This is a genomic window from Streptomyces iranensis, assembly GCF_017874715.1.
Lineage (GTDB): Bacteria > Actinomycetota > Actinomycetes > Streptomycetales > Streptomycetaceae > Streptomyces > Streptomyces iranensis.
Window position 1 is genome coordinate 29106 of record NZ_JAGGLR010000009.1, and the last position, 26035, is coordinate 55140.

Annotated in this window: 21 protein-coding genes; 11 read left to right on the plus strand and 10 right to left on the minus strand. The window is 72.8% G+C overall.

Annotation, left to right across the window (positions count from 1 at the left end; all coding sequences use genetic code 11):
• Window positions 1-57: 57 nt before the first annotated feature.
• Window positions 58-1416 (plus strand): nicotinate phosphoribosyltransferase, encoded by a 1359-nt coding sequence (locus tag J2Z30_RS17605; protein ID WP_044568042.1) that lies wholly within the window; start codon window positions 58-60, stop codon window positions 1414-1416.
• Window positions 1417-1430: 14 nt separating this feature from the next.
• Window positions 1431-2096 carry a CBS domain-containing protein gene (locus J2Z30_RS17610; protein ID WP_044580966.1) on the plus strand — a complete coding sequence of 222 codons (666 nt, stop codon included), beginning with the start codon at window positions 1431-1433 and terminating at the stop codon, window positions 2094-2096.
• A gap of 479 nt (window positions 2097-2575) precedes the next feature.
• Here J2Z30_RS17610 and J2Z30_RS17615 read toward each other — a convergent pair whose 3' ends face one another.
• A complete protein-coding gene (locus J2Z30_RS17615) occupies window positions 2576-3157 on the minus strand; it encodes an Rv1733c family protein (RefSeq protein ID WP_044568044.1) in 582 nt (193 codons plus the stop codon).
• A 147-nt stretch (window positions 3158-3304) separates the two neighbouring features.
• Here J2Z30_RS17615 and J2Z30_RS17620 point away from each other — a divergent pair, with 147 nt between their 5' ends.
• Together J2Z30_RS17620 and J2Z30_RS17625 are read left to right on the plus strand one after the other, a co-directional pair.
• Window positions 3305-4009 carry a response regulator gene (locus J2Z30_RS17620; protein ID WP_107073247.1) on the plus strand — a complete coding sequence of 235 codons (705 nt, stop codon included), beginning with the start codon at window positions 3305-3307 and terminating at the stop codon, window positions 4007-4009.
• A 122-nt stretch (window positions 4010-4131) separates the two neighbouring features.
• On the plus strand, window positions 4132-5130 hold the full coding sequence (locus J2Z30_RS17625) for an Acg family FMN-binding oxidoreductase (RefSeq protein WP_044568049.1): 999 nt from the start codon (window positions 4132-4134) through the stop codon (window positions 5128-5130).
• A 39-nt stretch (window positions 5131-5169) separates the two neighbouring features.
• Here the strand turns inward: J2Z30_RS17625 and J2Z30_RS17630 are convergent, their stop codons facing one another.
• Window positions 5170-6876, minus strand: coding sequence for a sensor histidine kinase (locus J2Z30_RS17630; RefSeq protein WP_052701213.1), 1707 nt, complete (start codon window positions 6874-6876; stop codon window positions 5170-5172).
• Between the two features lie 192 nt (window positions 6877-7068).
• On the opposite strand from J2Z30_RS17630, the gene J2Z30_RS17635 reads away from it, so the two are divergent.
• Window positions 7069-11667 (plus strand): glycoside hydrolase family 2 TIM barrel-domain containing protein, encoded by a 4599-nt coding sequence (locus J2Z30_RS17635; RefSeq protein WP_063790860.1) that lies wholly within the window; start codon window positions 7069-7071, stop codon window positions 11665-11667.
• A 28-nt stretch (window positions 11668-11695) separates the two neighbouring features.
• On the opposite strand, the gene J2Z30_RS17640 is transcribed toward J2Z30_RS17635, so the two are convergent.
• Together J2Z30_RS17640 and J2Z30_RS17645 are read right to left on the minus strand one after the other, a co-directional pair.
• On the minus strand, window positions 11696-12223 hold the full coding sequence (locus J2Z30_RS17640; protein ID WP_044568050.1) for an NUDIX hydrolase: 528 nt from the start codon (window positions 12221-12223) through the stop codon (window positions 11696-11698).
• A 62-nt stretch (window positions 12224-12285) separates the two neighbouring features.
• Window positions 12286-13056: a class I SAM-dependent methyltransferase gene (locus tag J2Z30_RS17645; protein WP_044568052.1), complete on the minus strand. Its 771-nt coding sequence runs from the start codon at window positions 13054-13056 to the stop codon at window positions 12286-12288.
• 140 nt (window positions 13057-13196) lie between these two features.
• Here J2Z30_RS17645 and J2Z30_RS17650 point away from each other — a divergent pair, with 140 nt between their 5' ends.
• The 5 genes from J2Z30_RS17650 (at window position 13197) to J2Z30_RS17670 (ending at window position 17684) form a co-directional block, all read left to right on the plus strand.
• Entirely contained in the window at window positions 13197-13730 is a 534-nt protein-coding gene (locus J2Z30_RS17650) for a winged helix-turn-helix transcriptional regulator (RefSeq protein WP_044568054.1), read from the plus strand.
• Between the two features lie 61 nt (window positions 13731-13791).
• On the plus strand, window positions 13792-14256 hold the full coding sequence (locus J2Z30_RS17655; RefSeq protein ID WP_044568055.1) for a DUF2267 domain-containing protein: 465 nt from the start codon (window positions 13792-13794) through the stop codon (window positions 14254-14256).
• Between the two features lie 905 nt (window positions 14257-15161).
• Entirely contained in the window at window positions 15162-15872 is a 711-nt protein-coding gene (locus tag J2Z30_RS17660; protein ID WP_044568056.1) for a peptide deformylase, read from the plus strand.
• A gap of 202 nt (window positions 15873-16074) precedes the next feature.
• On the plus strand, window positions 16075-16830 hold the full coding sequence (locus tag J2Z30_RS17665) for a GNAT family N-acetyltransferase (RefSeq protein ID WP_044568057.1): 756 nt from the start codon (window positions 16075-16077) through the stop codon (window positions 16828-16830).
• Between the two features lie 14 nt (window positions 16831-16844).
• Complete coding sequence (locus tag J2Z30_RS17670; RefSeq protein ID WP_078957256.1) at window positions 16845-17684, plus strand: lysophospholipid acyltransferase family protein; 840 nt, start codon at window positions 16845-16847, stop codon at window positions 17682-17684.
• Between the two features lie 140 nt (window positions 17685-17824).
• On the opposite strand, the gene paaK is transcribed toward J2Z30_RS17670, so the two are convergent.
• Window positions 17825-19132 (minus strand): phenylacetate--CoA ligase PaaK, encoded by a 1308-nt coding sequence (gene paaK, locus J2Z30_RS17675; RefSeq protein ID WP_044568058.1) that lies wholly within the window; start codon window positions 19130-19132, stop codon window positions 17825-17827.
• A 246-nt stretch (window positions 19133-19378) separates the two neighbouring features.
• On the opposite strand from paaK, the gene J2Z30_RS17680 reads away from it, so the two are divergent.
• Entirely contained in the window at window positions 19379-19915 is a 537-nt protein-coding gene (locus tag J2Z30_RS17680) for a hypothetical protein (protein WP_052701214.1), read from the plus strand.
• 230 nt (window positions 19916-20145) lie between these two features.
• Here J2Z30_RS17680 and J2Z30_RS17685 read toward each other — a convergent pair whose 3' ends face one another.
• The 5 genes from J2Z30_RS17685 to J2Z30_RS17705 form a co-directional block, all read right to left on the minus strand.
• A complete protein-coding gene (locus tag J2Z30_RS17685) occupies window positions 20146-20922 on the minus strand; it encodes a sugar phosphate isomerase/epimerase family protein (RefSeq protein ID WP_052701215.1) in 777 nt (258 codons plus the stop codon).
• Entirely contained in the window at window positions 20919-22889 is a 1971-nt protein-coding gene (locus J2Z30_RS17690; protein WP_044568059.1) for a DUF2264 domain-containing protein, read from the minus strand. The genes J2Z30_RS17685 and J2Z30_RS17690 overlap by 4 nt, the downstream gene beginning before the upstream one ends.
• 220 nt (window positions 22890-23109) lie before the next feature.
• On the minus strand, window positions 23110-24090 hold the full coding sequence (locus tag J2Z30_RS17695) for a hydroxyacid dehydrogenase (protein WP_044580973.1): 981 nt from the start codon (window positions 24088-24090) through the stop codon (window positions 23110-23112).
• A gap of 47 nt (window positions 24091-24137) precedes the next feature.
• The gene (locus J2Z30_RS17700) at window positions 24138-25049 is read right to left on the minus strand and encodes a carbohydrate ABC transporter permease (protein ID WP_044568060.1); all 912 of its coding nucleotides are present in this window, start codon (window positions 25047-25049) and stop codon (window positions 24138-24140) included.
• Complete coding sequence (locus J2Z30_RS17705; RefSeq protein WP_044568061.1) at window positions 25049-26008, minus strand: carbohydrate ABC transporter permease; 960 nt, start codon at window positions 26006-26008, stop codon at window positions 25049-25051. The genes J2Z30_RS17700 and J2Z30_RS17705 overlap by 1 nt, the downstream gene beginning before the upstream one ends.
• Between the last annotated feature and the right edge of the window lie 27 nt (window positions 26009-26035).

A 26035-nucleotide genomic window follows, 5' to 3' on the forward strand; every position in this document is an offset into this window, starting at 1 on the left:
GGAGACGAGTGATGCCCGGAGGGAAGCGGGCGATGTCCGGAGGGAGGCGAGAGTGACGTGTCGGAGGCGATGACCACCGACCTCTACGAGGTGACGATGGCCCTGTCGTATGTGCGCGAGGGCATGACCGCCCCGGCCACCTTCGACCTCTACGTCCGCGATCTGCCGCCCGAGCGGGGCTTCCTGGTCGCCGCGGGCCTGGAACCGGCGCTGGACTTCCTGTCCGGCTTCCGCGTGGAGCCCGAGGACGTGGCGGCGTACGCCGCGGCGATGGGCCGTCCGTACGAGGACCTCGAACCGCTGCTGGGGCTCGGCTTCGACGGCGAGGTGCGGGCGGTGCCCGAGGGGCGGCTCGTCCTCGCCGGGGAGCCGCTGCTGGAGCTGACCGCGCCGCTGCCGCAGGCCCAGCTGGTCGAGACGTATCTGCTGGGGCAGCTCAGCCACCAGACCACCATCGCCTCCAAGGCGGCCCGGTGTGCGGTGGCCGCGGAGGGGCGCCCGGTGGTGGACTTCTCGCTGCGCCGCACCCACGGCCCCTGGGCCGGACTGCAGTCGGCGCGGCTGGCCGCGATGACCGGTTTCACGGCGACCAGCAATGTGGCGGCGGCCGCCGCCTACGGGATCGAGGCCACCGGAACGATGGCGCACTCGTACATCGAGGCGTTCCCGGACGAGGAGACCGCGTTCCGCGCGTTCGCCCGTACCCACCCCGGCCCGGTCACCTTCCTGGTGGACACCTATGACACGGCGACCGGCGTGGCCACCGCGGCGCGGGTGCTGCGCGAGCTGGGGTCCGGGCCCCTCGGCGCGATCCGGCTGGACAGCGGCGACCTGGGCGAAGAGGCGGTGCGGGCCCGGGAGATCCTCGACGCGGCGGGGCTGCCGGAGGTGCGGATCGTGGCGAGCGGCGGGCTCGACGAGTACGCCATCGAGGAACTGATCCACTCGGGCGCGCCGATCGATGTCTACGCCGTGGGCACCCGGATGGGCGTGTCGGCCGACGCCGCGTCCCTCGACACCGCGTACAAGCTGGTCGCCTACGACGGGCGGCCGGTGATGAAACTGTCCTCGGCCAAGGCCACGGCCCCGGGCGGCAAGCAGGTGTGGCGGCGCCCCGGTTTCGCCGATGTGATCGGCGAACGCGACGAACTTCCGCCCCACGGCGGCGCGCCGCTGCTGGAGACCGTGATGCGGGAGGGCGTACGGACCGGAGCCCCCGACACCCTCGACCGCGCCCGGCGGCGGTTCGGCACCGATCTCGCGGGGCTGCCGCCGCACGCCCGGCGGATCCGGCGCCCGGCCCCGCCCCGGCCCGCCACCTCCGCCGGGCTGGCCCGGCTGGCGGGGCAGGTGCGCCGCCGGATCGAGGTCCGGCTGGCGGCCGGTGCCGAGGCGGGCGGAAGACAGGCAGCGTGACGAAGGAGGATGCCGTGCCCCGGAGTGCGCACATCGTGAGCGATGTGATGACCCATACCGTCGTCGCCGTCGGCCGCGAAGCGCCGTTCAAGGAGATCGTCAGAACCCTGGAGCAGTGGAGGGTGAGCGCCCTGCCGGTGCTGGAGGGCGAGGGCCGGGTCATCGGCGTGGTCTCCGAGGCGGATCTGCTGCCCAAGGAGGAGTTCCGCGACAGCGATCCCGCGCGGGTGGCGCAGCTGCGCGACCTCCCCGGCGTCGCCAAGGCGGGCGCGGTGACGGCCGATGAGCTGATGACGTCCCCCGCCATCACCGTGCACGCGAGCGCCACGCTCGCCGAGGCCGCGCGGATCATGACCCACAAGCGGGTCAAGCGGCTCCCGGTGGTGGACGAGGAGGGCCGCCTGGAGGGCATCGTCAGCCGCGCCGACCTGCTGAAGGTGTTCCTGCGGCCCGACGAGGACATCGAGGACGAGGTGCGCCGCGAGGTGGTGACCCATCTCTTCCCGGCCCACGGGGAAACCGTCCGGGTGAGCGTGAACGAGGGCGTGGTCACCCTGACCGGACGGGTCAAGGAAGCCGTCCTCATCCCGGCGGCGGCCCGCCTCATCCGCGCGATCGAGGGCGTGGTCGACTTCGACAACCAGCTCACGGCGGCGCCCCATACGACCCAGCGGCGGTGAGAGCGCGGTCCGGCGGGCACGCTCGATCAGCTGCCGGTGCGGGTGCCGGTGCCGGTCGGTGCGCGCAAGGGTACCGATCGGTTGTTGGGTGCGGATTTCGTTTCGCGCCTTCGGCGCCATTGAGCAGCGGGGCAGGGGGCGGGGAGCGCGGGCCTCGCCGCCGACCGCCGGGCCGGTGGGGGCAGGGCCGGTGGCGGCTTCCGTGCTCGGTGGCCGGAGCCTCTCCGGGCTGCGGGTCGGCGGGGTCCGGCACCCCCTTCCGAAAAATGTTTGATCTGGCGCAACTAGTTCATCAAGCGATGTCCAGGGCCCGCCGGGGGCCTGGGCGTCCGGGCGGCACCTTTCGGGGGCGAAGCAGCCCGGATGACGGCAGCGGGCACGGATCCCGGCCGTCACCGGGAGGCCCCGGACGCCGGGGCCCGGGTTGGGGCGACCGGCGGGGCCGCATGGGCAAAACCCGGCCGGGCACGGCCATCGCGTCATCGGATGTGGCGGCTCCAGCGGGGGCCGACCTCGGCCCAGGCGCGGCCCCACTCCTGGGTGCGGGCGCGGTCCAGGCGCCAGCGCGCCACGCCGCGTCCGGCCAGCGACACCGCGCCCACGCCCGCCGCGGCTGACGTCCCGGCGAGCACCGCGCGGGTGGCGATCTGCTCGGGGGTGGGCGGCCGCTGGACCAGGCTGCCCCGGCCGTCGATCCAGATCTCGGTGGCGGTGCCCGCCTTGCGCCCCTCGTGGACCCGTGCCGTACCGGTGTGGACGGCGCCGTCCGGGCCGGTCCACCGGACGATCGCACGCACCTGGCCGGTGGTGGAGCCGTCGGCGGAGGGCTGTGCGACGGGCGCGTCCTCCTTGAGTACCGCGGGCACCCGGTGCCGGTCCGCCCGCTCCTGCCGCAGTGACGCGTCCACGGCGGTGCCCGCGGCCACCCCGGCCGCCGGGCCGCCGACCGCGATCACCAGGCCGGTCACGAGCACGACCCACGCCTCGATCACGTCCGAGCGGCGTCTGAGCGGATTGCGCCGCCACCGCCACATCCGCCGCCCGCGCACTTGCGTGCCCATGACGTGACCGTCGCATGCGCGGGGAGGGCGGGACGAGGGCCGGGCAGCCCCCTTGGGGGCCCGTTCGGCCCTGGTACCGCGCTGACCTGCTGCGCCAGGATTCCCACCGGGGGCCGGGCGGACGGCGGACGAACGGTGCGAGAGCCCATGACGGAGACCGAGACGACACGAGCGACACCGGCGACGCCCACCAGGGTGTTCGTCCTCGACGACCATGAGGTCGTCCGGCGCGGACTGCACGATCTGCTGGACGCGGAACCGGACATCGAGGTGGTCGGCGACGCCGGGACCGTGGACCACGCGATGGCCCGGGGGCCGGCGCTGCGGCCCGACGTGGCCATCCTGGACGTCCGGCTGCCGGACGGGGACGGCATCACGGTCTGCCGTGAACTGCGCTCCCGTATGCCGGGGCTGGCCTGTCTGATGCTGACCTCGTTCGACGACGACGATGCCCTGCTGGACGCGATCATGGCCGGGGCGGCGGGCTATGTGCTCAAGCAGATCAAGGGGTCGGACCTGGTCTCGGCGGTGCGCACCGTGGCGTCCGGCCAGTCGATGCTGGACCCGGCCACCACCGCCCGGCTGATGAGTACCCTGCGGGGCGACACCGCCCCGCAGGAGCCCAGGGACGAGGTGCTGGCCGGGCTGTCCCCGCGCGAGCGGGAGATCCTGGTGCTGATCGGGGACGGGCTCACCAACCGGCAGATCGGCAAGCGGCTCTTCCTGTCCGAGAAGACGGTCAAGAACCACATCTCCCGGCTGCTGGCCAAACTGGGCGTGGAGCGCCGCATCCAGGCGGCGGTGCTGGCGACCCACTCGTCCCCGCGCCCCGACGACGGCCATCCGGGATAACCCTGAATGGCCCGGGATGGCCCGGGGCCGGGGCCGTACGGCCCTGCCCGTACCGCTGACGGTCGACCACTCTGATGGACGACCCACCACGACTGACGGCCCACCGGCGAGGAGAGGACCCCATGCAGCCCGCCATGCTCGACGCGGCGATCCTGGAGAAGCTCATCTCCGCGGCCGTGGCCGCTCCCTCCATCCACAACACCCAGCCCTGGCGCTACCGGCTGAACCCCGACACCGTCACCCTGGAGGTCCGGGCCGCCCCCGAGCGGGCGCTGCGGTACACCGATCCGATGGGCCGGGCGCTGAGCGTCTCCGCCGGGGCCGCCGTGTTCAACCTGCGGGTCGCCGTGGCCCACTTCGGCTGGGACCCGGTGGTGCAGCTGCTGCCGTACCGGTCGCAGCCGGATCTGCTGGCCACGGTGCGCCTGGCCGCGGCGCCCGCCGACCGTACCGGGCGCCACGACGGGCACGACGACCTGTACGACGTCATCTGGCGGCGGCACAGCAGCCGCTCCCCCTACTCCGCGCGCCGACTGCCCGCACGGGTGCTGTGCGACCTGACGGAGGCGGCGCGCGCGAACGGGGCCACGCTGTGGCTGGCGGACCCCCAGGAGACCGCATGGCTGCTGCGGCTGACCGCCGAGGCGGAGCGGCGCGTCTCCGGGGACCCGCGCCGGCTCGCCGAGAGCCGTACCTGGATCCGCGACACCGGGCCGTACGGAATCCCCCCGGACGCCCTCGGCCCACGGGACGCCACCGGACGGCTGCCGATGCGCGATTACCTCGGCCCACAGCCCGACGGCCGCTGGGGCGACGATCGGCCCGCCGCCCCGTTCGAGCCCCATCCGACCATCGCCGTGCTGACCACGGCCCAGGACCGGCGCACCGACTGGCTGCGGGCCGGGCAGGCGCTGGAACACGTGCTGCTGCTGGCGACCTCGCACGCGGTCCGGGCGTCCCTGCTGCACCAGGCGCTGGAGTGGTCGGACCTGCGGTGGTCGCTGAGCGACGACCACCCGGCGCCCGGCCATGTGCAGATGCTGATCCGGCTGGGTTACGGGCCGGTGGGCCCGGCCACGCCGCGCAACGGGGCGGCCGAGGCGCTGGACCGGCACCGCTGACGCGCCCCGGGCCCCTGTCGCAGCGCCACCGGCCACCGCCTACCGCAGCGGTACCGCCCACACCAGGCGGGTGCCGCCGCCCGGCGGCTCGCCGAGTTCCAGCTCACCGCCGAGCTTCTCGGCGCGCTCGGCCATGTTCCGCAGTCCGCTGCGACGGCCGCCCTCGGGGATGCCCACCCCGTCGTCCGTGACCGTGAGGGTCAGCCGCCCGGACGCCACGATCAGGGAGATCTCGGCGGCGTCGGCCGCCGCGTGCCGGGCGATGTTCGACAGCGCCTCGGCCAGCACGGCGACCATGTCGTCCGCGACCGAGCGCGGCACATCGGTGTCGACCAGGCCCTCGGTGCGCAGCGAGGGGGTGAAGCCGAGCGCGGGCACGGCCTCCTCGATGGTCTTGGCGGTACGGACCCGCAGCCCCTGGACCGCGGGGCCCGCCTCGTGCGAGCGCAGCCCGAAGATCGTCGAGCGGATGATCTTGATGGTGTCGTCCAGGTCGTCCACCACCCGCAGCAGCCGTTCGGAGCCCTCCGGGTGCTGGACGAACCGCAGGGTGGACTGCAGCGTCATCCCGGCGGCGAAGAGCCGCTGGATGGCCAGGTCGTGCAGATCGCGGGCGATCCGGTCGCGGTCCTCGAGCAGGGCGAGTTGTTCGGCGTCGCGCCGCCGCTCGGCCAGTTTCATCGCGATCGCCGCCTGGCCCGCGAAGCCCAGCAGCGTGTCGGTCTCGACCTGGGTGAAGGCGTGGCTGCCCGCCACCCGGGCCAGCGAGAGCACCCCGCCCACCCCGTCCCTCGTCCGCATCGGCACCGCGACGGCCGGGCCGAGCCCGTCCCAGCGCTGCGGGCCGACCGTGATCCGCGGGTCGTTCTGGACATCGGTGCTGGTGACCGGCTCGGAGGCGGTGAAGGCCGCGCCGCCGAAGGTGCCCTGGCGGGACAGCACCAGACCGCGGTGGGCCTCGGCGTCGGTGCCCGCCGCCAGCGCGACCTGGAGCTCGTCGGTGCCGGCCACCGGCAGCATCAGCACACCGAGGTCGGCGGAGAGGATCCGGCGGGCGTGCTCGACGATCAGCTCCAGGACCCTGGTCTCGTCCACTCCGGACAGCAGGCTGTGGGTGACCTCGGCGTTCGCCTCCAGCCAGCGCTGGCGGTGCCGGGCCTCCTCGTACAGCCGGGCGTTCTCGATGGCCACCCCGGCGGCCACGGCGAGGGTGGACAGCACCGTCTCGTCCTCGCCGTCGAACTCCTTACCGCCGCGCTTCTCGGTGAGGTAGAGGTTGCCGAAGACCTCGTCGCGCACCCGGATGGGCACTCCGAGGAAGGAGCGCATCGGCGGGTGGTTCGGCGGAAAGCCGTAGGAGGCCGGATGCTCGGAGAGCTCGGCCAGCCGCAGCGGCTGGGGGTGGCGGATCAGCTCGCCGAGCAGCCCGTGGCCCGACGGCAGCCGCCCGATCGCCTCGGCCCGCTCCTTGCCGACGCCCACCGGGAGGAACTCGGCCAGCCGCTGGTCGTCGCCGATGACACCCAGCGCCCCGTATTCGGCGTCCACCAGCACCACCGCGGCCTCGACGATCCTCCGCAGCACATGCGACAGATCCAGCTCCCGGCCGACCGAGAGCACCGCTTCCAGCAGGCTGTGCACCCGGTCCTGGGTGCCACGCACCCCGTCGATGCGCACCTGCAGCTCTTCCAGCAGCTCGTCCAGCCGCAGCCGGGGCAGGTACTCCGTACTCCTCGTGCTCTCCATACCCACGGTGCCTCCGTCGGCCCCACCGTGCTCGGCACGGCATTCCGCACGGCCCTCACTCCTTTCACGGTAGCCGTGCCGGGCCGACGGTGAGTGCTGCGGGACATCTTGGCGCGAGGGGGTGCGTTGGCTAATGTTCGGGCCTGTTCATTCTGGAGCGTTTGCACACCCCACAGAAGGGTGGACCACCAGATGCCCCGACGCCCCCGACGTCGCCTCCCCCTCCCCCGTTTCCCCTCGCTCTCCCGGCTCCCCCGGCTCGCCGCCGTCGCCCTGGCCCTCGCGCTCGCCGTCCCCGCCGCCCCGGCGACGGCGGCGGACACCCCCGATCCCCCCGCGAATGTGTACAAGCTGCTGGAGGACCCCGAGGTCACCGCGGTCGGGCAGGAGCCCGCGCACGCCCGGCTGACCCCGTACGACGACACCGCCGAGGCCCTCGGAGGCGGCACCAAGAGCCGCTGGACGGCCTCGCTGGACGGCACCTGGAAGCTCCACATGTCCGACCGCCCCGAGGAGGTGCCGAAGGACTTCTTCACCGAGGGCTACGACACCTCCAAGGGCGGCTGGCGCAGCGTGAGCGTGCCGCACACCTGGCAGACGGACGGCCTGGACCATCCGGTGTTCCGGAACATCCCCACCGAGATGTATCCGGACGACCCCCCGAAGGTCCCGCACGACGTCAATCCGACCGGTGCCTACGTCAAGACCTTCGAACTGCCGAAGAGCTGGGAGAAGCGGCGGACGTTCCTCCGCTTCGAGGGCGTCACCAGCGGCTATCTAGTGTGGGTGAACGGCTCCTACGCGGGCTATGACCAGGGTGGCTACACCCCCGCCGAGTTCGACATCAGCGACCGGCTGCACCCGGGCCGCAACACCATCGCGGTGCAGGTCCACCGCTGGGGTTCGGGGTCGCATCTGGAGGACTACGACCAGTGGCGGTTCTCTGGCATCTTCCGCTCGGTCGGGCTGTACTCCACCCCGGCCGACCATCTGCGGGACATCACCGTCAAGACCGACCTGGACGCCCGGTACCGCGACGCCCGGCTGACCGCCGAGGTCGATGTGGCCGCCAAGGGCCCGGAGCGCGCCTCGGACGACCGCAAGGTCCTCGGCACCCTCTACGACGAGCGCGGACGCAAGGTGACAACGATGTCGGGAACGGTGGGCGGCGGCGGTGGCTCCACCACCCTCACCGCCGATGTGGCCGACCCGGCCAAGTGGACCGATGAGACGCCCCACCTCTACACCCTCGTCGTCCGGCTCACCGGCGCCGACGGCTCGGTCACCCACACCACCGCCCAGCCCGTGGGGTTCCGCGAGATCGAGATCAAGGACAGACAGCTCCTCGTCAACGGCGAGCGCATCCTCGTCAAGGGCGTCAACCGCTCCGAGACCGACCCCGACACCGGCCGCCACGCCGCCCGTGAGCGCACCGCCTCCGACGTCTCGCTGATGAAGCAGCTCAACGTCAACTCCGTGCGCACCTCACACTACCCCTCGGATCCGTACCTCTACGAGCTGGCCGACGCGCGCGGTCTGTGGATCGACGACGAGGTGGACATCGAAACCCATCACCACGACGCCTGCCCGGACGACTGTCTGGCGGAACGGCCCGAGTGGCAGGCGGCGTTCATGGACCGCCTCACCGCGATGTACGAACGGGACAAGAACCATCCCAGCGTGCTGATGTGGGACACCGGCAACGAGGCCGGACTGGGCAAGGCCCACTACGCGATGGCCGACTTCCTGGACCGTGCGGACCCGGCCCGGCCGGTCTACCACCAGCCCAACAGCCCCGACGGCGACGCCCCGTTCGCCGATGTCTGGGGCCCGCGCTACCCCTCCCCCTCGGGTCTTGAGGAGAAGGCGAAGGCCACCACCAAGCCGATCATCATGGGTGAGTACGCCCACGCCATGGGCAACTCGCTCGGCAACTTCCGGGAGTTCTGGGCTGTGGTGCGGAAGTACCCCCAGGTCCAGGGCGGCTACATCTGGGACTGGGCGGAGCAGAACATCACCCAGCCGCTGCTGACCACCCCCGACACCTCCGGCAACGACATCCTGTCGTACGCCTCCGGAAAGCCCGGTCTGGTGGCGGGCCACCAGGGCAAGGCGCTGGAGCTGTCCGGCCTTGACGACTTCGTGGAGGTCTACCGCGACCCGAAGCTGGACGCGGTGTCGGACGCGCTCACCCTGGACGCCTGGGTGAAACCCGCCGACTGGACCGGCTCCTTCACCGTGATCGCCAAGGGCGACCACAGCTATGCGCTGAAGATGCGCGACAAGGACACCCTGGAGTTCTTCGTCTACGGCGACGGGGACTGGCACACCGTATCGGCGGATGTCCCGGAGGGCTGGTACGGCTCATGGCATCGCGTCTCCGCCACCTTCGACGGCCGGACACTCCGGCTGCTCATCGACGGCGAGCAGACCGCGTCGGCCGGCTGGACCGGCAGCGTGGGCTACTCCGCGCAGCCGGTGAACATCGGCCGCAACCCGGAGACCGACCAGGAGAACATCCGCACCCGGATGGCACACGGCACCGTCGACCAGGTCCGCGTCTACCACAAGGCGCTGAGCCCCGATCAGCTCGCCGCCGACCCCAGCGGGGACGCGGTGCTCGCCCTCGACTTCGACCGGCTCGACCGCAAGGGGGACTTCCTGTCCTACGGCGCCGGGACCGGCGGGGTCGACGGGGTGGTCTCCTCCGACCGCACCGTCCAGCCGGAGGCCCGCACCATGGCGGCCGTCCACGCCCCGATCCGGATCTCGGGCGACGAGGCCCGCGCGGGGCGGATCGAGGTGCGCAACGAGCGGTCCTTCACCGGCACCGGCGACCTCCGGCTGCGCTGGCGCGTCACCGAGGGCGCCCGCACCCTCGCTCAGGGCAGCCGCGGCCTCGGCCTCGCCCCCGGCGAGCGGAGCACCCTCCAGCTGCCCAAGCCGCCCGCCAACCCCAGGGACGCCGACCGGCAGCTGACCGTGGAAGCGGTGCAGGCGGCGGACACGGCCTGGGCGAAGGCCGGACACCGGGTGGCGGTCGAGCAGTTCGACATCGGCGGCCGCCAACTCGCGGGCACGACACCCGCGCGGGCACCGGGGAAGGTGAAGGCCATCACCTCCGACGACCGCCTTGACGTCACCGGCGACGGCTTCTCGTACGGCTTCGACCGGGCCAGTGGCGAGCTGGTCTCCATGAAGTCCGGTGGCCGGGAGCTGCTCGGCTCCGGCCCGGAACTGGACGCCTGGCGCGCCCCGGTCAGCAATGAGATCGGCTCCGAGGAGGGGCCCTGGCGCGAGGCGGGCCTGGACCGGCTGCGCACGGAGCCGGGCAAGGTCACGGTGGACGAGCGGAACGGCGAGGTCGTCGTCACCGTGCCCTCCTCCGCCGCCGCGCCCGGCGTCAAGGACTCCTCGTTCGCCCAGACCCTGCGGTACACCGTCAGCGGCACCGGGGAGCTGCGCCTCGACCACCGCGTGGAGGCCCGGGGCGCGGCGCGCAAGGTGCCCTATCTGCCCCGTATCGGGCTCTCGCTGCGCATACCCGACCGCTACGACCGGTTCAGCTGGTACGGGCGCGGGCCACAGGAGAACTACAACGACCGTAAGGACGGCGCCCCCGTGGGGGTGTACTCCACCGACGTGGACGAGCAGTTCGCCGGATACACCAAGCCACAGGACTACGGGAACCACGAGGACGTCCGCTGGGCCTCGCTGTCCGACGGCAGCGGCGGGCTCCTGGTGTCCGGGGACCTCTCGGCCGGGGTGACCCCCTACACCGGGATCGACCGCGCCGCCTACCCGTTCGCCCTCCGCAAGGACCCGGGAGGCAACACCCTGCACCTGGACCACGCGGTGAGCGGGGTGAGCGAGACGTTCCACACCGTGCTGCCCGAGTACCAGGTGCGGCCCGCCAAGGAGTACGCCTACACCCTGCGGCTGCGCCCGCTGAGCGGCGCCGAGGCCCGCACCGGCACCCCGCGCGGCCCGGTGGTCTGCGCCCCCGAGGCGAAGCTCACCGCCGCCGACACCACGGTCCCGGCGGGCGGCTCCACCTCGGCCGAGCTGACCGTCACCAACCCCTGCGACACCCCGCTGCGTGATGTCACCGCCGCCTTCGGCCTGGCCGAGGGGTGGACCGCCGAGCCCGGCACCTTCGACCTCGGTGACCTCGCCGCGGGCCGGACCGCGACCGTACGGACCACGATCAGCCGTGGTGAGGGCAGCCCGGACGGTCTGCGGCCCGCCGTGGCCGATGTCCGCGCGACCTCGGCCGGTGGCGCGCGGGTGAGCGGCTCGGCGTCGGCCGAGCTCGACGGCACGCCTCCCCCGCCACGCGGTGAGGCGGCGGTGTCCACGCTCGACTTCATCACCGCGGACAACGGCTGGGGCCCGGTCGAACGCGACCGCAGCAACGGCGAGTCCGCGCCGGGCGACGGCAAGACCCTCACCATCGACGGCACGGCCTACGAGCGCGGCCTCGGCACCCACGCCGACTCCACGGTCGAGGTCTTCCTGGGCGGCGACTGCTCGACGTTCACCGCGCAGACGGGCGTGGACGACGAGGTGGGGGCCGACGGCAGCGTCGTCTTCGAGGTCTACGCCGACGGCGAGCGGGTGTACCGGGGTGAGACGGTGCGCGGCTCGGACGCGGCCGTACCGGTGGAGGCCCGGGTCGAGGGCGCGCAGCGGCTCCGGCTGCGGGTCACCGACGGCGGCGACGGCAACGCGCATGACCACGCCGACTGGGGAGCGGCGACGGTGCACTGCGGAACGGGAGGGAAACGGTGAGATGAGGGCGGAAGGGCGCGGGTCCCGGTCATTCGCCGCCGGGGCCCGCGCCCTCCGCGCCCTCCGCACCCTCCGCACCCTCCGCGCTCCGGAGCCACTCCTCCAGCCGGTCCAGGAACACCCGCTGCTTCGTCACCATCTTCCGGCGGGCCTCGTCCAGGCCGAACCAGGCGACCCGGTCGATCTCGGGGAACTCCCGCATCCGGCCGGACCCCTTCGGCCACTCCATGGCGAACATGCCGGGAGTGATGCCCGCCGGATCCAGTTCGCCCTCCAGCGCCCAGGCGATGACCAGCTTGCCCCCGGTCTGGGTCACGGAGCCCAGCGGAACCGGCTCCCCGCCGGGCGGGGCCACGCCGAGTTCCTCCTGGAACTCCCGGCGCGCGGCGGCCTCCGGGGTCTCGTCCTCGTCGTACTCCCCCTTGGGCACCGTCCAGGCGCCCTCGTCCCTGGTGGCCCAGAACGGGCCTCCCATATGGGCGAGCAGAACCTCAACGGCCGGGGCCGGGCCCGCACCCCGGTACAGCAGGAGTCCGGCGCTGCGCTTACGAGTCACGGTGCCCAGTGTGCGCCCACGCGGCCGGGGCGGGGCGCGGGGCGGGGCACCGGGCTCACGGCTCAGCCCTTTCGGGCGTGGCCGAGGTAGGTGACCAGTGGCCGGGCGTCCGGGGCGAGGACGAAGTCGACGATCGGCGGGATCTGCTCATCGGTGATCCGCCCCCGGCGCCGCGCCATGGTGGCCTTGACCAGGCTGCGCGGATCCTTGGGCTTGAAGTCGCAGATGTCCTCGTTGCGCAGCCCCTGCCGCTCCAAGGCGGCGGTCAGCTCGGCAGGGGTGCGCAGCCGGGCCGCCGTGTAGCGGCCGGCGGGCATGATCCGGGTCATCGGGACGCGCTGGAAGGCGCCGAGGTAGATCAGCCGGGAGAGCAGGGTGCGGTTGACGGTGTCGTAGATCAGCACCCCGCCGGGCCGCAGCACCCGGGCGGCCTCCGCGAGCACCCGGTCGAGATCCGGGGTGATCTCGAAGGTGTCCGCGTAGTAGGCGAGGTCGAACGCGCCGTCGGCGAGGCCGAGTTGCTCGGCGGGCGCGGTGCGGTAATCGATCCCGGGGTGTTCGCGCTCGCCCGCCTCGCGCGCCATCTCGGTCGCGGTGGCGGAGGGGTCGACGGCGACGACGTCGAAGCCGAGACCGGCCACCCCGCGAGCCAGCAGCCCGCGGCCGCTGCCCACGACCACGGCGCGGTTTCCGGACGCGGAGAGGTCCACGCTCTTGAGCGTGGTGCGGACGTACTCCAGACGGCTGTCCTGGAAGGTGACGGCCCTGATCTGACGGCCGTCGACGGCCTCGGGTGACCGTGAGTCCAGTTCGATGTGCGGAGCGGCGGCCATCGTCTTCTCCCTCACGGGTGCGCGGATTCGCGGATTCGCGGATTCACCGGTGCCTGGGGCGCCCCGGGCTCGCTCGCCGGGTTCCCCGAAGAAACCTAACACCCATAAGTTCCCTCAGGGAACTCGGGTAGGGTCGGGTCATGACCCGTACTCCGCTCGCCGATGTGGCCTGTTCGATCGCCCGTGCCACCGATCTGTTCGGCGACGCCTGGACGGCACTGATCATGCGGGATGTGCTCACCGGGGTCACCCGCTTCGACGATCTCGCCCATGACCTGGGTATATCCCGTAAGGTTCTGGCCGCCCGGCTGTCCCGGCTGGTCGAGGAGGGGGTGCTGGTCCGGGAGCGATACCAGGAGCGGCCGCCGCGTGAGCACTATCGCGCCACTCCCAAGGGCGAGGAGCTCTATCCGGTACTGCTCGCGCTGATGGAGTGGGGCGACCGCTGGTACGCGGGCCCCGCCGGGCCCCCGGCCCGGATCCGCCACCTCGGCTGCGGGCGGGACACCACGCCGGTGTCCGCATGCGCCCACTGCGGAGAGCCCCTGACAGTCGGCAACACCACCCAGCTCCCGGGCCCCGGCGGGCGCACCGGCCCCGGCACCCGGGTACTGGGCCCGCTGCTCACCGCGCGGGAGGACGCCCCGGGGGCCGAGCGCCCGGCGGAGGTTTGAGCCAACGGCACGGGGCACTCGGCACAGCGAGCCGGGCACCCGACGACGAGGAGCGCCGACCATGCGCTACGAAGAAATGACGGGCCTGGTCCAGACCCGGGCCCAGCTCCCCGACCGGCAGTCCGCCGAGCGGGCGGTACGGGCGACGCTCGAAACGCTCGCCGAGCGCATCCCGGACGGACTGGCGGGCCATATGGCGGCCCAACTGCCGCAGGAAGCGGCGGAGCCGCTGCGGCGCGTCGCCGCCTCCCATGAGAGCTCACCCGAGGAGCGGGCATACCGGCGGGACCACGGCGAGCGCTTCGACCTCACCGGCTTCGCGGGCCGGATCGCCTGGCGCACCGAGCACACCGAGGAGGAGGCGCTGCGCGAGGCGGCCGCCTTCTTCGAGGTGCTGGACTCGGCCGTGGACCCGGAGCTGATGGAGAAGCTGTACGGCGTGCTGCCGAACGACATCCGGGAACTGCTGCCGGAGTCACGCGCCGAGCAGAACACGCCACCCGAGCCGAACTCGCGAACCGAGTAGGACTCACGGCCCGCCCACAGGTCGCCCGACGGAACCACATATCGACGCATTCCCCTCCCCGCAGCATGCCTTCGCGACTCCGCCGCACGCCAGGAACTCCACCCCCGGACCCCGGGGCCTGAGGCGGCCCCCCCCCACCACCACCCGACAGAGCCGCATATCGACACCGCGGGAGGGGGCGAAGCCCCGACCCGAGGTCCGGGTGAAGCCCGTTGCAGGGTTTGGGGCGGAGCCCCGGCTTCGGGGGCTGGGGCGAAGCCCGGACGCGCGGCCTGAGGCGAAACCCGGTCCGGGATCCGGAGCGAAACCCACTTGCAGGCCTGAGGCGAAGTCCTGTCCGGGGCCTGGGGCGAAGCCCCGGTTGCGGGGCCTGAGGCGAAACCCGGTCCGGGATCCGGAGCGAAACCCACTTGCGGGTCTGGGGCGGAGCCCTGTCCGGGGCCTCGGGCGAGGCCCCGGTTGCGCGGCCTGAGGCGAAACCCGGTCCGGGATCCCGAGCGAAACCCACTTGCAGGCCTGAGGCGAAGCCCTGTCCGGGGCCTCGGGCGGAGCCCCGGTTGCGGGGGCGGGGGCGGAGTCCCGGTTGTGGGAAGGGGCGGGGAGGGGAGCAGCCCGCCGCAGGCGCCAAGCTTCGCCGGACACTCCCTGTGGCCGGGAAGGCTGCCGCCCCGCCGTACACAACGGGGAGAGCACCGCGGAGCGGCAGCGGCCGATCCGGGAGACTCGGCCGAGCCGCGCGGGGGCGTGGGAAGTTCCCCGGCGGCTCCTCAGCGTCTACGGACCCCATCGATGCCCTGTTCACCTTTGTCCGATGGTGAGCACCCGTACGCGCGGGCGCCCTGACTCCGGCCCCCCGCCCCCGCCCCGAATTGCCGTGGCGTGATCGTCTTGCCAGGCTGTCCCCCATGCCGACCACCACCCTCTCCGAGCTCGTCGACGAACTGCTCTCCGGGACCCGCCCGCTGCCGATCCTCTCCGCGGGCGTCCCCGTGCTCCGGCGACCGGCCCTGCCGTACGAGGGCCAGCTGGCCGCGGGCCAGCTGGACCGGCTGCTGACGGCGATGCGGGAAGCCATGCACTCCGCGCCCGGAGTGGGGCTCGCGGCCCCGCAGATCGGTGTGCCGCTGCGGTTGGCGGTGATCGAGGACCCGGCGGAGGTGACGGACGAGGTGCGCGAGGCGCGCGGGCGGGTGCCGCAGCCGTACCGGGTGCTGGTCAATCCCCGCTACGAACCGGTCGGCGACGGCCGGGCGGCGTTCTTCGAGGGGTGTCTGAGCATCCCCGGCTGGCAGGCCGTGGTCGGCCGCCCGGACCGGATCCGGCTGCGCGGGCAGGACGAGACGGGGCGGGAGCTGGACGAGGAGTTCACCGGCTGGCCCGCGCGGATCGTCCAGCACGAGACCGACCACCTCGACGGCGTCCTCTATCTGGATCTGGCCGAAACCCGCTCCCTGTCCTCGGCCGAGGCGGTAAGCGACTACTGGTCCCAGCCCACCCCCGCCACCGCGGCCCATTCGCTGGGCTTCCCGCTCCCGAGCGCCACCGGCGCCACCGGCGCCACCGGCGCCACCCGCGCCACCGATGACCGCGGCGGCCCCGGCGCTACCGCTCCGTAACCACGGCCGACCTGCGGCATGTTTTCGTCATCGACTGGCAGTCGCCGAATCACCGCACGGACACTGTGACGTACGTCGCCACGGCAAGACTGGTGGACGCCCCGGTACGCGCCGCCTCCGCGTACCGCACGGCGAGTGAGGCGTTTCTTCCGCTCTTCCCCAGTCCCCACCGCTCCTGACTTCCCCCGAACGGAGAACAGGAATGCCCGTGCTCACGACGTCCACGACGGCGCCCACCAGCTCCTACGTCACCTCGATCGCCCACACCCAGGAGCAGATCCACGCCGCGCAGCGGCTGCGCTACCAGGTGTTCGGCGAGGAGAGGGGCGGTCGGCTGGACGCGGCGGTCGACGGCCGCGACGTGGACGAGTTCGACGAGGTCATGGACCATCTGATCGTCACGGACACGGCGACGGACACCGTGGTCGGCACCTACCGGCTGCTTCCCCCGGGGCGCAGTGAGCGGCTCTACTCGGACACCGAGTTCAATCTGCACGGGCTTCCGGCCGAGGTCCGCTCGTCCATGGTCGAGGCCGGCCGCGCGTGTGTGCACGCCGACCACCGCTCGGGTGCCGTGATCAACCTGATGTGGGCCGGCCTGGCCCGCTATGTACTGCTGTCCGGCCACCGCTATCTCGCGGGCTGCGCCTCGGTGCCGCTGGCCGAGGGCGAGCAGGCCGCCGCCAACGCCTGGCTGCTCGGCACCACCAAGCACGCCGCCCCGCCGGAGATGCGGGTCCACCCGCTCGACCCCTGGATACCCTCGCGGCCGCTGGACGGCGTGCCCAGCTACGCCGATGTGCCGCCGCTGCTGCGCGGGTATCTGCGGGTGGGGGCCTGGATGTGCGGATCCCCGCAGCACGACCGGGCCTTCAACGACGCCGACTTCTTCGTGCTGCTGGACACCGAGCGGATGAACGACCGCTACCGCCGCTACTTCCTGGGTGAATCCCAGTGACCGTCCCGGCCTCGATGAGTCTGCCCGCTCATGCCTGGGCGGCCTGGTCGCCGTGCACCACCGGCTGTGTCGCCCACGCCGCCGACCGCGTCCCGGCCACCCGGGTCGCCCGGCGGGCCGCGGTCTTCGGCCGGGCGGTGCTGGGCGCGCTGGTGTCCGGCCGGCGGATCGCCGAGCCCGAGACGCTGCGGGCGCGTGCGGCGACACTGCTGGACTCCCTGGGCGTCCGGCTGGAGGTGGTGGGCGACAGCACGCTCAGCGCCCCGGGGACCACCGGCACGCTGATCGTGGCGAACCACATCTCCTGGATCGACATCATCGCGCTGCTGTCGATGGAGCCCGTGGTCATGCTGGCCAAGCGGGAGATCGCGGGCTGGCCGCTGATCGGCCCGATGGTCACCCGCGCGGGGACGCTGTACATCGACCGCGACTCGCTGCGCGAACTCCCCGCGACCGTACGGGAGATGGCGGCCCGGCTGCGCGACGGCCAGTCGGTGATGGCCTTCCCGCAGGGCATCACCTGGTGTGCGGGCACCGGCGGCAGCTTCCGCCGGGCCACCTTCCAGGCCGCGCTGGACGCGGGCGCGCCGGTGCGCCCGGTGACCCTGGACTACGTCCAGCACGGCGCCCCGACCACGGTGGCCGCCTTCGTCGGCGAGGACGACTTCGGCCACTCGCTGCGCCGGGTGATCCGCGCCGACGGGCTCACGGTGCGGGTGAACGTGCACCGGCCGATGCGGCCGATGCGGGACGTCGACGACCGGCGCCGGGTCGCGGCGCAGGCCCAGGCGACCGTGTGCGGGGCGCGGCTGCCCCTCCATCACGAGGTCGCCGCCCTCGGGCTGGCGCGCTGAGAGCTGAGAAAGGCCTCGGGCCGACACACCGAGCCCATGTGCCCCGGGTCCCGTCCTGTCCACGGACGGCGCTCGGGGCGGCTCGGCCTGGCGCCCGCTCAGCCCTCGCTCACGTCCGCCCAGCCCTCGCTCGCATCCGATCAGCCCTCCACCCGCAGGTCCTTGACCCGGCGGATCTTGCCCACGGAGCGCTCAAGCGTCTCCGGGTCCACGACCTCCACCTCGACCGTGAGCCCCACCCCGTCCTTGACTCCCCGCGCGATCGCCGTGGCGGCGTCCGCGCGCCGCTCGGGGCCGACCCCGGGGCGTGCCTCGATCCGCACCGTCATATGGTCCATCCGGCCGCGCCGGGTCAGCTCGAGCTGGAAGTGCGGGGCCACCGACGGGACCCGCAGCACGATCTCCTCGATCTGGCTGGGGAAGACATTGACCCCGCGCACGATGAGCATGTCGTCGCAACGGCCGGTGATCTTCTGGATGCGCCGGAAGGCGGGGCGAGCGGTGCCGGGCAGCAGCCGGGTCAGATCCCGGGTGCGGTAGCGGATGACGGGGAGCGCCTCCTTGGTGAGAGTGGTGAAGGTCAGCTCCCCCTCCTCGCCGCCGGGCAGCACCTCGTCGGTGAGCGGGTCCACGATCTCGGGGTAGAAGTGGTCCTCCCAGACGTGCAGCCCGTCCTTGGTCTCCACGCACTCCTGGGCCACCCCCGGGCCCATCACCTCCGAGAGCCCGTAGATGTCCACCGCGTGGATGTCCATGCGCTCCTCTATCTCCCGGCGCATCTCCTCCGTCCAGGGCTCGGCTCCGAAGATGCCGACCTGGAGGGAGGTGGAGCGGGGATCGACGCCCTGCCGTTCGAACTCGTCCAGGAGCGTCAGCAGATAGGAGGGTGTGATCATGATGATCTCGGGCCTGAGGTCCTGGATGAGCCGCACCTGCCGGGCGGTCATCCCCCCGGAGGCGGGGATGACGGTGCAGCCGAGCCGCTCGGCGCCGTAGTGGGCGCCGAGGCCGCCGGTGAACAGGCCGTAGCCATAGGAGATGTGCACCTTGTGGCCGGGGCGGCCGCCGGCGGCGCGGATCGAGCGGGCGATCACCTCCGCCCACACCGACAGGTCGTGCTCGGTGTAGCCGACGAGGGTGGGGCGGCCGGTGGTGCCGCTGGAGGCGTGGAGCCGCCGTACCTCGCTCTGCTCGACGGCGAACATCCCGAAGGGGTAGCTGTCGCGCAGATCGGCCTTGGTGGTGAAGGGGAACCGGGCCAGGTCCTCCAGGCTGCGGCAGTCCTCGGGGCCGACCCCGGCCTCACGGAACTTCTTGCGGTACACCTCGACATGGTCGTACGCATGGCGCAAGGTGGCGCGCAGCCGGGTGAGCTGAAGCGCCCTCAGCTCCTCGGGGCTCATCCGCTCGGCGTCGTCGAGCGGAGCCGCGCTCAGCGATTCCACCATGGGCCGTCCACCACCTCCGGATGCCGACCGAACATTCGGTTACCGTTCGGGCGCGGTCCAGTAATCCAGCATCCGACCTGGCTGTCAAGGGTCCGGACATGCCCGTACGCGCCCGGCCCGGCAGAGAACGGCGCGGTACGGCGCGGTACGGCACGAGGGCGGTGAACGATCGGCGCCCTCCATCCGTACCCGTAGGCGCGAGGGACGCAGCCGCACCCCGGATCCGACGATGCGAGAGGGCCTTTCATGTACGACGCCGCCGACGATGCCGCCGACGCCGACGCTCCGCACCCCGTCCGGACCGCCGACCGCGCCCCGCGCCGCCACGGCCCGCGCGCGGTGGCGGTCGTGGCGGCGGTGGGCGCGCTGCTCGCCATCGCGGGATGCGGCGGCGGGGACGGTAAGGCGGACGCCAAGGCGGAGACCGGAGGAAACGCCGCCCGGCCGAGCGCGAGCGTCAGTCCCACGCCCAAGGCCGCGCGGGTGGAGCAGCTCGCCTCGGCCGCCGGCTGCAAGCCCGAGTTCACCACCAAGGTGGACGACTACCGCCAGGCCGTCTGCAAGAACTCCAGGGGCAAGTTCCTCTTCCTCGACTTCGTCACCGCGAAGAACCAGCGCGACTGGCTGGAGACGGCGCAGATGTACGGCGGGGTCTATCTGGTCGGCAACCGCTGGGTGCTGTCGTCCTCGCCCCGGAAGAACATGGAGAAGTTCCGGGAGCGGTTCGGCGGCACCATCGAGGAGGGCACCTCCTACGGAGGCGCCTCCGGCACCCCCCGGTGAGGATTTTTTCCCCTCCCCGCCCCTTCCCGTTACCAAGGGCTCCGCCCCTGGACCCCGGGACCTGAGGCAGAGCCCCACCACGCGGCGGAGCCGCATATCGACGCCCCGAGAAGGGGCGGGGGCCGGGGGCTGGGGCGGGGTGCCGGTTTCGGGAAGGGGTGGGGAGGGGAGCAGCTCGCCGTAGGCGTACGCCTACCGCCGGACATCCCCTATACGTCGGCGAGCGCCCGCTATACGTCGGCGAGCGCCCGCAACGTGGCCGCCTCCCGGGGCAGCAGCCGCTCCTCGTCCTCCGGTACGAACTCCAGCAGGACATCCAGCGGCGGGCCGTCGGCGGACACCTCGGAGCGGTGCGCGAGCAAGCGCTCGAAGGCGTTTCGCCACAGCGGGGCGCGGGCGGTCAGCGGCAGCCGGGTGGTCCCGGGCCACCAGGAGAAGGCGTGCACCGCGGCTATCCGGTCCCCCAGCGCGTCCAGCCCCTTCAGCGCCTCGGCGTCGGGCATGTCGACGGGCGGCTGCCAGTAGGTGGCGACGTCGGTACGGTCCACCTCGTCCAGCAGCCGGAGGGTGTGGTCCGCGCCGTCGGTCAGGGTGTTGCGGTGGAACTCGTACGCGAGCTCCACCCCCGCGTCCGCGGCGAGCGCGGCGGCGCGCCGGGTGTCCTCGACCACCGCGCGGCGCCCCTCGGGCGGGGTCTCCTCCGTGCCGGTGGCGCCCGCCCAGATCCGGATGCGCGGGGCGCCGAGCGCCACGGCGGAGCGGAGCACCGCGTCGAACTCGTCCGGATCACTGTGCCCGGCACGGTAGTAGGAGCCGTACGAGGCGACGGCGAGCCCGGCGTCCAGGGTGGCGTCGCGGACCCGCCGGGCGGTGACCTCGTCGCCGTGCGGCACATGGACGTCGCCGCCCCATTCGACGCACTCCAGGCCCGCTCCGGCCACGGCGGCGATCACCCGGTCCGGGTCGAGCCGGCGCAGGGTCACCGAGCAGATGCCGAGCCGCGTCATGCCCCCACCTCCGTGGCCTCCGTGACCTCCGTGGCCTCCGTGACGGTGGGCGCGTCGCCCGCGCCGAAGTCCACCACGAAGGCCCGGCCGTCCGCCGGCCGTACGGTGACCGCGAGCCCGTTCACCTCGGCGGTGGCGAGATCGGCGAGCGGGGCCGGGTCGCGTTCCCCGGTGAGCGAGGCCAGGGCGACGAAGAGGGTGCCGGAGGGGTCCTCGCCGACGGTGCCGGTGAGTTCGGGGACCAGGGCCCACGGCCCGTACGCGGTGCCCTGCGGCGCACGGACCGCGGTGGCGGTCTCCCAGCCGTGCAGTCCGAGGAGCTGACCGGTCACCTCTCCCCCGTCCAGCCGTATCTCGGCGCTCTCCTCGGTCTCCGCGGGAGTGCCGGGGGGCAGGGCGACGGCCCAGCCGCTGTGGTGGATCCGGGTCCCGGCGGGGACGCCCACGGTGCGGTGGACGCGCACTTCGAGGCGGCCGCGGACGAGGGTCAGGCTGTCGATGCGGATCGAGGGCACCTTGGGGCCGCCGTCGGGGAAGGCGGGGGTGTGGGAGGAGGCGAGCCAGTCGGGGCCCGCGGCCAGCGGGTGGATGCGCAGCCGGGCGGTGCGCACACCGCGTTCTTCCAGCGCGATGTGGTTGTCGGGGGTGTTGTCCGCGCTGGTGGGGCCGGTGCGGGTGGAGTAGGCGAGCCGGGCGTAGAGCGGGTCGGCGGGCGCGTGTTCGGCCTCCCAGGGGCGGAGCTTGTAGCTGCCGTGGTTGTGCAGCCGCACCAGCCCGTCCCGGCCCGTGGTCTGGACGAGGAATCCGGCGGCGGGCAGCGCCAGCGCCCGGTCAGGACCCTCGGCGGGCGCGGCCTCCTCCGTCGCGGTCCACACCGGGTGGTCGGGCGGGAGCAGCAGGGCGAGGAACCCCTTGGAGGCCCAGTAGGGCGAGCCGGGCCCGGAGTAGCGCTGGAGGGTCGCGGCGTGCGGCCCGTACCAGCCCAGGCTCAGCACCCCGTCCTCGGTCAGCGCCCCGCGGTCCAGGAAGTGGCGCAGCGCTCCGCTGAGGAGGCGGCGGGTGGCGCCGGGGGCGAGGGGGGTGTGACCGGTGAGGGCGCCGAGTGCCACCGAGGCTCCGGCGGCGAAGCGGTAGGTGAGGGAGCGGCCGTGGTGGATGGGGGCGCCGTCGGCGTCGAAGAGCAGTGAGAAGCCTTCGAGGAAGGTGTGCAGCCGGGGGCCGAGCCGGTCCAGGAGCTCCCCGTCGCCCGCGAGATGGGCGTGGAGCAGCGGGTACATGTGCAGCGCCCAGCCGTTGTAGTGGTCGAACGACCGCCCGTCGCCGTCGGAGTACCAGCCCTGGCCCTGGTACCAGCCCTCCAGCAGGCCGAGCCCCCGCTCGAAGGCGCGGGCCGTCTCGGCGTCGCCGCGTCCGACGGAGTCGAGGAAACCGGCCACGGTGAGCGGGAAGAGGTACCAGTTGTTGGGGGCGGGCTGATGGCGCAGCGCGCCGCGCAGCCACTCCTCGGTGCGGTCCTGGGCGTCGGAGGGCAGGGCCTCCCAGGTCCAGGGCGCGGTCAGCCGCAGGCTCAGGGCCACGGACGCGGACTCCACCATGGGCTGGCCCTGGGCCCCGTGATGGCCGATCACCGGCCAGGACTCGGCGTCCCCGCGCCCGGGGGTGAGGGTGCCGCGGGCGATCCCCTGGGTGTAGCGCTCCAGGATGCCGTGCTGGTCCTTGCCCGAGGCCCCGGCGGCGCGGAAGGCGGCGAGGAGGAAGGTGCGGGCGAACCCTTCGAGCCCGTCGGAGCGCACCCCGGACCTGGACGGCGGGCCGGGCAGGTCGATCAGGGCCTGGCCGGGGGTGGCGTAGCGGAGGGCGGCGTGCAGCATGCCGTCCGCGGCGGCCTCCCAGTGGGCGCGGGTGTAGCCGGTGTGGGGGCTGAGGGTGCGGTCGTCGGCGGGGAGGAGGAAGGGGAGCTCGGGCATGGTGGGGTGGGCCTCCTGGGGTCGCGGGACGTTAGAGGGCGCGCGGACGGGTGGGGTGGGGGAAGGGGCGGGGCGAGGGGCGAGCATGGCAAGGCGGAGGAGGGAGGCGACGTGGAGGGGCACCTCCCAGCGGTAGCCGGGGGTAGTCGTCGACCGACGACAACGCCGCCGGGCGCCGCCCATCGCCCCGCGACTCCGCCCCACCCATCCGCGCGCCCTCTCATGCCGAGCGGTCGAGGATCTCCGGTCGTACGGGGTGGGCGAAGGGTCGGCCGGTGACGTAGTGCTCGATCTCGCCGATGGCGAGGTCGGCCAGGCGGCGCAGCTCACCGCTCTTGGATCCGGCGATATGCGGGGTGATGAGCGCGTTGTCGCAGTCGTAGAGCGGGGAGTCGGCGGGCAGCAGCTCCGGCACGGTGACGTCGAGGACGGCGCGGATCCGCCCGGCCACCACCTCCTCGGTCAGCGCCTCCTGGTCCACCACCGCCCCGCGCGCGGTGTTGACGAGCGTGGCGCCGTCCGGCATGGCGGCCAGCAGCTCCCGGCTGACCAGCCCCTGGGTGGCGGGCAGCAGGGGGGTGTGGACGCTGATGACATCGCTGCCGGCGAAGAGTTCCCGCAGGGGCACCTGGCGCGCCCCGAGCTGCTTCGCCTCCTGAGCGGTGACATACGGGTCGTACAGCAGGAGGTCGAGGTCGTACGGGCGCAGCAGCTCCATCACCCGGCGGCCGATGGCGGAGGCGCTGAGGATGCCCACCGTCCGGCGGTAGTTGCCCGCGTCCGGATAGCGCTCGTTCCAGTCGATCGTGCGCCGCTCGGCGCGGTAGTCCCGGGCGATGTCCAGGACGCGCTTGTTGGACAGCAGGATCATGGCGACGGTGTACTCGGCGACGGGCACGGCGTTGGCCGCGGCCGCCGAGGAGACCGCGATGCCGCGCTCCCAGCAGGCGTCGGTGATGTGGTGGCGCACGGTGCCCGCGGTGTGGACCACGGCGCGCAGCCGGGGCGCGGCGTCGAGCGTGCGGCGGTCCAGGGGCGGGCAGCCCCAGCCGGTGACCAGCAGTTCGGTGTCGGCGAGGGCGCGGCGGGCGGCCGGGGTGGTGAAGTCGTCGAGGACGAGGCCGGGGTCGAGGTCGAGGAGGTCGATGAGCCGGTCCAGGCTTACCGGCCCGAGCACCTGCCGGGCGGACCGCTCGGCCATGGCCAGGGCGGCACGGGGGCGGCGGCGGGCGGAGAGGTGGGTTGCGGTCACTTGACGCTCCCTGCGGTCAGTCCGGACTTCCAGTAGCGCTGCAACAGGACGAACGCCAGGATCAGCGGCACGACGGCGAGCAGTGAGCCGATGACCACGAGGGGGTAGTACTCGGGCGAGACGGTGGCGGCGCTGTTCCAGGTGTAGAGGCCGAGACTGAGCGGATACAGGTGCTGGTCGGAGAGCATCACCATCGGTAGGAAGAAGTTGTTCCAGATGGCCGTGAGCTGAAAGAGAAAGACGGTCACAAACCCGGGCCCGAGCATCCGCAGGCTGACCCGCACATAGGTCTGCAGCTCGCCCGCGCCGTCGACCCGGGACGCCTCCAGCACCTCGTTGGGCACATAGCCGCTGCTGAGCAGGCGGGCGAGATAGACGCCGAAGGGGTTGAAGAGCACCGGGACGAAGACCGACCAGAAGGTGTTGACCATCCCGATCTCGGAGGCCACCAGATAGAGCGGAAGGGCCAGCACGGTCGGCGGCACCATGACGCCGGTGAGGACGAGCCCGAAGAACTTCTCCTTGTGCCGGAACTCGTACTTGTCGAAGGCGTAGCCCGCGGCGACGCTGATGAGCGAGCCGGCCAGGGCCCCGACGACCGCGTACAGCAGGCTGTTGACGTACCACTCGCCGTAGAGCCCGCCGTCCATGGAGAACAGGTCGGAGAGGTTGCGGGCGAAGGAGAAGTCGCCGAGGGAGAAGATGTCGCTGCCGAAGAGGGCGTCGGCGTTCTTGGTGGACGCCAGCACCAGCCACAGCGCGGGCAGCATGGTGTAGAGGGCGGCGATCAGGACCACGGCGTTGGCGATGCCGCGGCTGGTCAGCTTGGAGCCGCCGAAGGGTTTGCCGAGCGGCCTGGACGGTCCCCGGGAGGGGTTCACGGGGGTGGTGGGTGTGGTCGTGGTCATCACGCTCTCCGTTCCCGGCGGCCCGACCAGCGCGTCACGGCGTACGACAGGACGCAGGTGACGATCAGGAGGATGACGGAGGCCGCGGAGGCGAGTCCGTAGTTGTTGCGGCGGAAGGCCGCGTCGTAGATGTACATGTTCGGGGTGAAGCGGGAGTTGACCATCGGGGTGGCCTGGTTCATCAGCATGGGCTCGGTGAACAGCTGCAGCGCGCCGATCAGGGAGAACATGCACACCATCACCACGGAGGCCCTGATGATGGGCACCTTGACCTGGAGCGCGGTGCGGATGCCGCCGGCGCCGTCGATGGTCGCCGCCTCGATCACCTCGCGCGGCAGCGCCTGGAGCGCGGCATAGAAGATGATCATGTTGTAGCCGAGGCCGCTCCACAGGGCGATGTTGACGATCGACGGGAGCACGGTGTGCAGGCCGAGGAAGTCGATGGTGATGTCGGCCTGGGCGAAGAGCTTGATCACCGGGCTGAGCCCCGGGGTGTAGAGGTACAGCCAGATGACGGCCGCGATGATGCCGGGGACGGCGTGCGGCAGATAGAGCAGCATCTGCGAGGTCCGCCGCAGCCGGATGAGACCCGAGTCGAGCAGCAGGGCGAGCGCGAGGGCGCTGACGACCACGGTGGGAACGAAGATCACGCAGTAGAGGGCGATGGTGCCGAACCCGGAGAGGAAGCTGGGGTCCTGCAGCACCGCCAGATAGCTGCGCAGTCCGGTGAAGACGGTCTCCCCGCCGCCGAAGCCCAGCCCGCTGTGGTCCTCGCCGAAAAAGCTGAGGTAGATGGCGTAGCCGACGGGGACGAGGAACACGGCGATGAGCAGTGCCGTGAAGGGGGTCAGCAGGACGGTGGCGGCGATCCGCTGCTGGCGCCGTCCGATTCTGCGGGGCGGGTCGGCGGCGGCCGCCTGTGGCGGCGCCGTCCGTCTTGAGGACGTGACTGTGCTCACGGGATACCTCGGCTCAGGCGTGGTGAG